The organism is Magnetococcales bacterium (assembly GCA_015231925.1).
Classification (GTDB): Bacteria; Pseudomonadota; Magnetococcia; order Magnetococcales; family JADGAQ01; genus JADGAQ01.
The window spans coordinates 21,291-30,437 of the sequence record JADGAQ010000028.1 but is presented as its reverse complement, the minus strand read 5'-3'; the positions used below and the strand labels follow the sequence as shown (position 1 = coordinate 30,437).

The window sequence follows — 9,147 nt, the reverse complement described above, 5'->3', positions numbered from 1 at the left end:
GAAGTTGATGGCTTCGTAGTTGCTGGCCGAGGCCTGCACCGAGAGATGGATCGGCAGTTGCGGATGGCGCTCGTGGGCATACTGCACCAGGGCGAGATTGGCCAGGATGATGGCGTCCGCCTTCAGCTTGGCGGCCAGGTCCACCGTCTGATACCAGAGTTCCGGATTGCGGGCCTCGGGATAGGTATTCAGCACCACGTTGGCCTTGACCCCTTTGCGGTGGGCATAGGCCAAACCGTCTTTTGCATCCTGAAGGGAAAAGTTGAGCCCTTCGAAATTGCGGGCATTGGTGGCATTGCCGAAACCGAAATAGACCGCATCGGCCCCGTTATCCACCGCCGCCTTCAGGGATGGCAGATTGCCGGCCGGAGCCAGCACTTCCACCTTGGCCATACCCACCTCCCCCCATCGGAGAAAAGAGAGATCATCTTTGGCTCGGCTCTCCCCAGCGGAGAGACAAATCGTGGCGACGGCCCAGATGATCGAGAATGCGGCCCACGATGAAATCGACCAGTTGGGCAACCGAGGCCGGTCGATGATAGAAGCCGGGAGCCGCAGGCAGCACCACGGCGCCGGATTGACTTAGCTTAAGCATATTTTCGAGATGGATGGAAGAGAATGGCGTCTCCCGAGGCACCAGAATCAGCGGACGACGCTCTTTCAGCATGCAGTCGGCGGCCCGTTCGATCAGGTTGTCCGACAGGCCGTGGGCCACGGCGGCCAGTGTACCCATGGAACAGGGGCAGATGACCATGGCCGAAACGCCGGAAGAGCCGGAAGCCAGCGGCGAGTGCCAGTCCCGCAGGGCATGCATCCGGATGCGCGGCCCCTTGTCCGCCAGCCAGGGGGCCAACTGCTCCGCCGCAGACAGCTCCCCGACGGGCAGGTCGCACTCCTCGGCCAGAACCACCTGTGCCGCCGCCGAAACCATCAGCTCCACCCGGCAACCCTGGGCGGCCAGCACCTCGATGAGGCGCAAACCGTAGGCGGCTCCGGAAGCTCCGGTCAATGCCACGGCAATCGCGCCATCCTGTTCCCCCGAGCCTCCGGCCATGATTCCTTCCTTTTTCGCTCGCTGCCCGACAGACTCTCTGCTAAATATAAGATCCTCCACCGTTCGGGAGGTTCCACCACACCCCTCCAGCAACAGGTTCCGGCGTGGCCGTCTATACCCAGCTCCTCACCCAGGATGTGCAGCGTTTTCTGCAAGAGTTCGATATCGGGGAGTGCCTGCGGCTCGAAGGCATCGCTCAGGGCATCGTCAACTCCAACTACCGGCTGCAAACCACCCAAGGGGGCTATATCCTCACCCTGATCGAAAGCAGCGGTCCGGAGACCGATCTCCCCTATCTCCTGGCGTTGCAGGCCCATTTGGGGCGGGCCGGTCTGCCGGTGCCGGTGCCGGTGGCCAATCGCTCCGGCAATTGCCAGCATCGATTGAAGGGCAAAGAGACCCTGCTGGCCAACGAACTGCCCGGCAGCTCCCCCCTGGTTCCCAATGCGGCGCAATGCCACCAGGGCGGGGCCGTCATGGCCCGGATGCATCGGAGCAGCGCCGGATTCACCCCGCGGCGCGACAACCCCATGTCGATGTCGGTTCTGCTGGCCAAGGTGGCCCGGCTGCAACCCCGGCTGCAAGAGGACGATCCCGACCTGATGCGTTGCCTCGAAGAGGAGTTCGAAAACGCCGGGCGCGGCTTCTATTTCGAGTCATTACCCACAGGCCTGTGCCACGCCGATCTCTTTCCCGACAACACCCTGTTTCAGGGAGACGCCCTGACAGGACTGATCGACTTCCATTACGCCTGTCACGAACGCTTCCTGCTGGACCTGGCCACGGCCATCAACGCCTGGTGTTTTCAGGAAACCGAGGCCCGTTTCGATAATGAACGGGTGCAGGCCCTGTGGGCCGGATACCGCGCCCACCGCGAGCCGTCGGACATGGAGCGCCTGCTGTTGCGCAATGCCCTGCGAGCCTCCTGCCTGCGTTTTCTCACCACCCGGCTGGAAGCGCGCTACTTTCCCCGCGCCGCCAACCAGAGCCTCAAACCCCCTGAAGCCTTTCTCAAACGACTGATGATTCACCGCACCGAAGATATCACCGCCGGGTTGCCCTGATCAGACATTGAAGCGGAAGTGCATCACATCCCCGTCCTGCACCAGGTAATCCCGGCCTTCCAGGCGGTGACGGCCCTTCTCTTTGCAGGCCTGCTCCCCTTTGAGGTCCACATAGTCCTGATAGGCGATGACCTCGGCCCGGATGAAGCCCTTCATGAAATCGGTGTGGATGACCCCAGCCGCCTCCAGGGCGGTGGCGCCCTGACGCACGGTCCAGGCCCGCACCTCCTTGGGTCCGGCGGTGAAGTAGGTTTGCAGTTTCAACAGACGATAGGCCTGGTGGATGAGCCGGTCCAGCCCGGCCTCGCTCAGTCCCACATCCTGCAGGAAGGCGATGCGCTCCTCGCCGCCCAGCTCCGCCAGTTCCGCCTCCAGCGCACCGCAAAGCACCACCACTTCGGCGCCTTCGGAACGGGCCAGCTCCTTCGCGGCCTCCACCTGGGGATGGGCCCCTTCCTTCAAGGCCGCGCCCAACTCCTTCTCGTTGACGTTGCACACATAGATGACCGGTTTGGCCGTCAACAGAAAAAGCTCCCGAATGGCCCCCTGTTCTTCCAGCCCCAGACCCATGCGCCGCACGGGAATGCCGTCGGAGAGGGACTTGGCCACCCGTTCCCAGACCGGGGCCTTCAAAGCGGCCTCCTTGTCGCCGGTTCGGGAGCGCTTGACCGTGACATCCAGGCGTTTTTCCATGGCCGCCAGATCGGCCAGCATCAACTCTGTATCGATGACCTCCTGGTCCGCCCGGGCATCGACCCGGTTGTGGACGTGGACGATATCATCGTCTTCGAAACAGCGCAGCACATGGGCGATGGCATCCACCGCCCGGATGTGGCCCAGAAACTGGTTGCCCAGACCTTCGCCCCGGCTGGCCCCCTTGACCAGTCCGGCGATATCGGTGAACTGCATGGTGGCGGGCACCACCTGTGCGGGCTTGACGATGGCGGCCAGCCGGTCCAGACGGGGGTCCGGAACCGCTACCATGCCCACATTCGGCTCGATGGTGCAGAAAGGATAGTTGGCCATGGCGGCGCCCGCCATGGTCAGCGCATTGAACAGGGTGGACTTGCCGACATTGGGCAGCCCGACGATTCCGCATTGCAAGGACATGGCTTCACCTGCGAAAGGAAAATCCTCTGGGGAAACCAGCGACCACCGGGTCAGACTGGCGGCAAAGAGAGCCGATTCATGGCCGTGGCGAAATCCCGGGCCAGAATGGCGGGCAGCACCTCCGGCACGCGGGTCAGGAGAGGGCCGAGAAGCTCTCGTTCCGGTGGGGTGAAAGGTGCCAGCACGAAGTCCGACACCTCCATCTTGCCGACCGGTCGCCCGATTCCCAGACGAATGCGGGCGAAATCCGCCGTTCCCAGGTGCTGCTGAATCGATTTGAGACCATTGTGACCCGCATTGCCCCCGCCCACTTTCAGGCGAACCTTGGCCAGTGGCAGATCCAGATCATCATGAAAAACGAACAACCGGGAGACATCCAGCTTGAAAAACTGCATGACCGCCCGTACCGACTCCCCGGAGAGGTTCATGTAGGTGGTCGGCCAGAGGAAAAAGAGCTTTTCCCCCTGCCACCGCGCCTCGGCGAAATAACCGTGAAAGCGGCTGGCCGCTTGGCCTGCCTGACAGGCCTCGGCCAGCCGCTCCACGACATCCCAGCCGAGATTGTGGCGCGTGGCGCGATACTGCGCCCCGTGATTGCCCAATCCCACCAGAAGATACACCGGGCATCGACCTTACGCGGATTCCTCTTCACCGCTCTCCTCGGACTTGACACCCACCACCGCCACGATGGTGAAGTTGTCTTCCGAGGGAACTTCGGCACCTTCGGGCAGCTTCACATCCTGAATGTGGATGGAATCGCCGATGTCGAGATCCTTGACGGAGATTTCGATCTGATCCGGAATCTGCCCGGCCAGACAATGCACCTCCAGTTCGTGGGCCACGACCTGAACCATGCCTCCCCGCTTGACACCGGGGCAAATCGCCTCGTCCAGGATCACCACCGGCACCATGACCTCGGCCCGACGGTTGGGATCGAAACGCAGAAAATCGACATGCTCGAAGACCCCGGTCACGGGATGGACCTGGAAGTCCCGCATCAGGGCCAGCACGCGCCCGACCCCCTCGATCTGCAGGGTCTGGGGATGGGTGCGCAGACCGGAACCCTCCTTGAAGAAGACGCTCTTCCACTCTTTGGCTTCCAGAGTGAGGTTCAGCACGGGTTGACCCGCTCCATACATCACTGCGGGCAGCTTACCCACCACACGCAGTTTACGGGCCACCCCCTTGCCGGTCCCGCTCCGGACAGTCGCTTGAATCGTTGCCATGATCATTCTCCAACAGGTTGAGCAAAAACGGAAAAAGCCAACCTCGACCTCCAGGGGTGTCGAAGGCAGCGCTCTTTCCCAAAAAGACCTTCAGACAAAGAGGGAGCTGACGCTCTCTTCGTCGCAGATGCGGCGGATGGCCTCCCCGAGCAGATTGGAGACCGTGAAACGATGGATCTTGTTGCTGGCCAGAACCGATTCGGCGACCCGAATGGTGTCGGTGATCAACAACTCTTTCAGCACCGATTTTTCGATACGCTCCACCGCCGGTCCCGAAAGCACCCCATGGGTACACACCGCGATGACCGAGGAGGCCCCCCGTTCCATCAGGGCATCCGCCGCTTTGGTCAAGGTGCCCGCGGTATCGACCATGTCGTCGACGATGATGCAATCCTTGCCGTCCACCTCACCGATGATGTGATGCACCTCGGCCATGTTGGGGGCGGGGCGACGTTTGTCGATGATGGCCAGGTCCATGTTGAGCCGCTTGGCGTAGGAACGCGCCCGCACCACACCGCCCACATCGGGGGAGATGACCACCCCGTCCCGCACGCCGCGCTGGCGAATGGCTTCCAGCAGAACCGGAGAGGCGTAGAGATTGTCCACCGGCATATTGAAAAAACCCTGAATCTGTCCGGCATGGAGGTCCATGGTCAGCACCCGCTGCACGCCACCGGCATCCAACAGATCGGCCACCAGTTTGGCGGTGATCGGGGTGCGTCCGGCCTCCTTGCGGTCCTGACGGGCATATCCGTAATAGGGAATCACTGTGGTGATGCGTCCGGCGGAAGCCCGACGCAAGGCATCCACCATGATCAACAGCTCCATGAGATGATCGTTGGCGGGACGGGAGGTGGGCTGCACCACGAAGACATCCTTGCCGCGCACGTTCTCGTCGATCTGGATGAAGATCTCGCCATCGGCGAAGCGTTGCACCGTGGCGTTACCCAGGGGAACCATCAGGTAATCGGCGATGCGCCGCCCCAACTCCGGATTGGCGGTTCCTGAAAAGATCTTCATTTTTTGTATGGCCATTGACATTTCCGTGAGGATTGGCTGGGCCGCCAGGATTCGAACCTGGGAGTGTCGGAATCAAAATCCGATGCCTTACCGCTTGGCGACGGCCCAATAAAAACCGATCAAATCTCCGACAGCCGGGGAAGACCGTGCTGCAGATGGAAGGGATGTCTGGACAGGGTATCCGTTTGCCGCACCCACCACGCGGGATGACGGCCCTTCAAAACTTCAGCTGCGGCCTGCGCCAGGTCGGAGCGGGCGAAAACGCCGTAGACCGTCGGACCGCTGCCGCTCATGCGCACCTGCGCAGGCTGGCAATCGGCCAGACAGCGAAACACCTCGTCCATCTCCGGCAGGAGACTCCGGGCTGTCGCTTCCAGATCGTTGCGCCAGTCGAGGAGCGCCACCTCCTCGCTCTGATCAAGCCCCGGAATGTTAGCGGGGTGATGGCGGCTTGTCAATTGCGCACCATACGTTTTAAACACAAGGGCCGTGGCCAGGGGTTTGCCGGGATTGGCCAGCACCAGATGCAGGGGATGGTCCAGGGAAACCGGACGCAGGATCTCCCCGATACCCTGGGCCAGGGCGCTCTCCCCCGCGACGAAAAAGGGCACGTCCGCCCCCAGGGCGAGCCCCACCTCCCGGAGTTCGTTCAGGGAAAGACCACACTGCCAAAGGTGGTTCAACGCCAGCAGGGTGGAGGCCGCATCGGAGGAGCCCCCCCCCAACCCCGCCGCCGTCGGCGTCCGTTTGATCAGATGGATGCGGGCTCCCCGGGAGATGGCGCAGCGGTGGCGAAGCCGCTCCGCCGCCCGCCAGACCAGATTCTCCTCCACCCGCAGAGTCACCTCGGGTTCACAAGTCAGATGCAGCTCCGGGGTTGGCAGCGGCTCGATGTGCAGCTCGTCCCCCCAATCCAGCAGGGTCATCACCGAGCGCAACAGGTGGTAGCCGTCGGCGCGACGCCCCACCACCCGCAAACCCAGATTGACCTTGGCCGGAGCCGCGATGCGCAACGTCGCCCCATCCCGGTTCATGAGTCCTGGTCCGCGAGAGAGGAGGGATCGGCACGAAAATCGTCCGGCACCGTGATGGTTGCCGGCACCGGCGGCGTTCGCGGCGAAGCGTCGGTTTGCCAATTGGCGAAACGCACCTTCAGGCGGTTGGCCTTGCCCCAGGTGATGGTCAAGCGATCCGGCAACACCACGCCCGGTTTCCGCGAAACCTCCGGCCAGAGGTAGTCCACCCGGTAAGGTTCACTGCCCGAGGTGGCCCCGCGACGCGACAGGATCCGCCCCGTCACCCCGTCCAGCACCAGATGCTCCCCGTCCCGGCTCAACCACTCGCCCTCCTGGCCGTTCAGGGTCTGCAGCGCTCCCCCTCCCGCCAGCAGCAGATCCTGAAAACGGAACGGATCCACGGCGATGCCGGTCAAGGAGGCCAAGCCCCGGGCCGAAGGGGTCTGCATCACGCCCCTCTTTCCGGGGGGATCCAACAAGGTCAACCGCGTGGCATCGAAGGTCACTACGCGCATCAACTGCTGAAAGGGACCGATCACCTCCATGCGCCCCCACTGTCCCCAAACCCCGGAGGAGGTGATACGCACGCGCCGCTCCCCGGTCTCTTCGCTCTCCAGATCGAGGATGCCTCCCACCTCCCAGGAAAGCACCTCCTCGCGTCGTTGCCTCTGGTCCTCCTCATAGCGGGTGCGCAACAATCCCTCATCGACCGGCGGTGTCTTTTCCGGCAGGGAGGCGCACCCTGCCAGCAGCAACAAGCCCACCCAGACCCACAGCCTCATGGCTTGTTTCCGGCGGGTGCGGTCTCCTGAAGCTTGCGACGCAAGGCTTCGTTATCGCCCTTGAGCTGGAGGGATTTCTCCCAGACGCTGCGCGCCTCTTCCGTATGGCCCAGGGCCTGCAGCACATCGCCCAGATGCTCCACCACCACCGCATCGTTGGGCAACAGGCGCACCGCCTCCCGCATGTACCCCAGGCTCTCCTCCAGCCGATGCAGGCGAAAGAGTACCCAACCCACGCTGTCGGTGATGAAACCATCCCCCGGGGACAATTCCAGGGCCTTTTTGAGCATGGTCAACGCCGCTTCCAGGTTGATACCCCGGTCCGCCCAGGAATAGCCCAGAAAATTGAGGACCGTGGGATCCGCCGGATTGCGCTTGAGATACTCCATCAAATCCTGTTCCGCCTCGGGCCAACGATTCAGCTTTTCCAGGGCCATGGCGCGATTGAAACGGAACTGATCCTTCTGCCCGTCCGCCGCGAGGCCTGCGGCGGAACTCTCCAGCACCCCCGGGAAATCTTCCGTCTGCAACTGGTAGTTGTTCAGCAGCAGCAGGTACTCGACCCGCCCGGCCTCCATCTGCAAAAGCTGCTGCAACCGTTTGATGGCACTTGGAAAGTCCTTGCGTGAGCCCTCGATGAAGGCGAGTCGGAACTGGGCATCCTTGAAGTAGGGGCTGCTCTCCGGAACGTCGATGAAGGCCTTGGCCGCCTCCTCGGAACGCCCCATCACCGCCAGGGTCTGGCCGATGAAAAAGCGAATGCCCGGATTGTCCGTCTCCACGGCTTCGGCCAGACGCAGCTCCTGCAGCGCTTCCTCGAATTTTTCCTGATTGTAGAGGATGACGAAGGCATTGAGCCGGGGCTGAACGTTCGAAGGGAAGAGACGGCTCAAGGTGCGGAACTCTTCCAGTGCGCCGCTGACATTCTCCATTTTCAGCAGAAGTTTTCCCAAACGACTGTGCATGCGCTCGTCTTCGGGGTGGGAGGCGAGATAGGTGCGGAAGACATTCTCCGCCTCCGCGTCCCGCCCCAGCACCTGGTGGATCCCCCCCAGAGCCAGAACCGGTTCCAACTGATCGGGGGCCATCTCCATGGCCTTGCGGAAGTACTCGATGGAGCCTTCCACATCGCCGCCGCCGGCGATGGCGCGTCCCAGGGCCAATTGCCCCTTCCAGGCCTGCTCGGGATTGTTCAGCAGCGGGGAAAGCACCTCCCGCACCTTTTCGGGCTGCTTCATGCGGCCGTACAACTGGGAGAGCTGCAGGCGCACCTGCATGTTGTCCGCATCGCTTTTCAGCAATGTTTCGAAATGGCTGGCCGCTTCCGCGTCCTCCTTGAGCGCCATCAGAATGCTGGCCAGGATCAGGCGGATGGAAGCCAGATTCGGATCGATGGCCAACACCTCGCGGGCGTACAGCACCGACTTCTTCAGATCTCCGCGCTGAAAGGCCAGATTGATCACCCAGATGCGGGATTCCTTACCCTGGGGATCCGCTTTGGCGGCTTTCTCGAAAGCCTGTTCCGCCTGGAGCCATTGTTCGTCCTGCACCAGCACCTGGCCCATGAGGAAATTGTGAAAGGCGTCCATCTCCTTGCGGGCCGCCGCCGAGGCGGCGCTCTCTCCGGAGCCGATCAGGAGTTCCTCCGTGCCGTCCGGCAGGGCATTGCGGGCCGCAGCCCCCCCTCCACGACCGCTCGCCTCTCCGGTCGGAAAGGGCAGAGAACAGCCATTGGCCATCAAGACCAAGGAAAACAACACGATCCAGCGAACCAGACCTCTGCCACCACCGCCCATGACCAATCGTACCTTCCCTTCCGAAAAAAACGTCCACCGTCGGAAAACGGGTTTTTCATCCAGTGCGACCCATGATAAC

General features: G+C 62.5%; 10 protein-coding genes and 1 tRNA gene. 1 reads left to right on the top strand and 10 read right to left on the bottom strand.

The genetic code is table 11. The features are described 5' to 3' along the window. Both HQL56_05355 and HQL56_05350 read right to left on the bottom strand, forming a co-directional pair. Positions 1 to 393 (bottom strand): U32 family peptidase (locus HQL56_05355; GenBank protein ID MBF0308936.1); only part of this gene is annotated, 393 nt, incomplete at its 3' end. 31 nt (positions 394 to 424) lie between these two features. Continuing rightward, complete coding sequence (locus HQL56_05350) at positions 425 to 1,054, bottom strand: UbiX family flavin prenyltransferase (protein MBF0308935.1); 630 nt, start codon at positions 1,052 to 1,054, stop codon at positions 425 to 427. 104 nt (positions 1,055 to 1,158) lie between these two features. Between HQL56_05350 and HQL56_05345 the strand changes: the two genes are divergently transcribed. Beyond that, positions 1,159 to 2,118 carry a homoserine kinase gene (locus HQL56_05345; GenBank protein MBF0308934.1) on the top strand — a complete coding sequence of 320 codons (960 nt, stop codon included), beginning with the start codon at positions 1,159 to 1,161 and terminating at the stop codon, positions 2,116 to 2,118. On the opposite strand, the gene ychF is transcribed toward HQL56_05345, so the two are convergent. The 8 genes from ychF to HQL56_05305 form a co-directional block, all read right to left on the bottom strand. Next, positions 2,119 to 3,228 (bottom strand): redox-regulated ATPase YchF, encoded by a 1,110-nt coding sequence (ychF, locus tag HQL56_05340; GenBank protein ID MBF0308933.1) that lies wholly within the window; start codon positions 3,226 to 3,228, stop codon positions 2,119 to 2,121. It abuts the gene before it with no gap. Positions 3,229 to 3,278: 50 nt separating this feature from the next. Next, complete coding sequence (locus HQL56_05335) at positions 3,279 to 3,848, bottom strand: aminoacyl-tRNA hydrolase (protein ID MBF0308932.1); 570 nt, start codon at positions 3,846 to 3,848, stop codon at positions 3,279 to 3,281. A gap of 12 nt (positions 3,849 to 3,860) precedes the next feature. After that, positions 3,861 to 4,454: a 50S ribosomal protein L25/general stress protein Ctc gene (locus HQL56_05330; protein MBF0308931.1), complete on the bottom strand. Its 594-nt coding sequence runs from the start codon at positions 4,452 to 4,454 to the stop codon at positions 3,861 to 3,863. A 90-nt stretch (positions 4,455 to 4,544) separates the two neighbouring features. Further along, positions 4,545 to 5,483, bottom strand: a complete 939-nt coding sequence (locus HQL56_05325) for a ribose-phosphate pyrophosphokinase (protein MBF0308930.1) — start codon at positions 5,481 to 5,483, stop codon at positions 4,545 to 4,547. A 24-nt stretch (positions 5,484 to 5,507) separates the two neighbouring features. Next, positions 5,508 to 5,582 (bottom strand) — tRNA-Gln (locus HQL56_05320). 11 nt (positions 5,583 to 5,593) lie between these two features. Next, on the bottom strand, positions 5,594 to 6,508 hold the full coding sequence (ispE, locus tag HQL56_05315) for a 4-(cytidine 5'-diphospho)-2-C-methyl-D-erythritol kinase (GenBank protein MBF0308929.1): 915 nt from the start codon (positions 6,506 to 6,508) through the stop codon (positions 5,594 to 5,596). Further along, the gene (locus HQL56_05310) at positions 6,505 to 7,272 is read right to left on the bottom strand and encodes a hypothetical protein (protein ID MBF0308928.1); all 768 of its coding nucleotides are present in this window, start codon (positions 7,270 to 7,272) and stop codon (positions 6,505 to 6,507) included. The genes ispE and HQL56_05310 overlap by 4 nt, the downstream gene beginning before the upstream one ends. Then, positions 7,269 to 9,032 carry a tetratricopeptide repeat protein gene (locus HQL56_05305; GenBank protein MBF0308927.1) on the bottom strand — a complete coding sequence of 588 codons (1,764 nt, stop codon included), beginning with the start codon at positions 9,030 to 9,032 and terminating at the stop codon, positions 7,269 to 7,271. The genes HQL56_05310 and HQL56_05305 overlap by 4 nt, the downstream gene beginning before the upstream one ends. Positions 9,033 to 9,147: the final 115 nt, after the last annotated feature.

Excerpts from the sequence above, each read along its gene's own strand:
- HQL56_05310 (MBF0308928.1), bottom strand. The coding sequence starts at position 7,272 with ATGAGGCTGTGGGTCTGGGTGGGCTTGTTGCTGCTGGCAGGGTGCGCC.
- HQL56_05350 (MBF0308935.1), bottom strand. The coding sequence starts at position 1,054 with ATGGCCGGAGGCTCGGGGGAACAGGATGGCGCGATTGCCGTGGCATTG.
- ychF (MBF0308933.1), bottom strand. The coding sequence starts at position 3,228 with ATGTCCTTGCAATGCGGAATCGTCGGGCTGCCCAATGTCGGCAAGTCC.
- HQL56_05330 (MBF0308931.1), bottom strand. The coding sequence starts at position 4,454 with ATGGCAACGATTCAAGCGACTGTCCGGAGCGGGACCGGCAAGGGGGTG.
- ispE (MBF0308929.1), bottom strand. The coding sequence starts at position 6,508 with ATGAACCGGGATGGGGCGACGTTGCGCATCGCGGCTCCGGCCAAGGTC.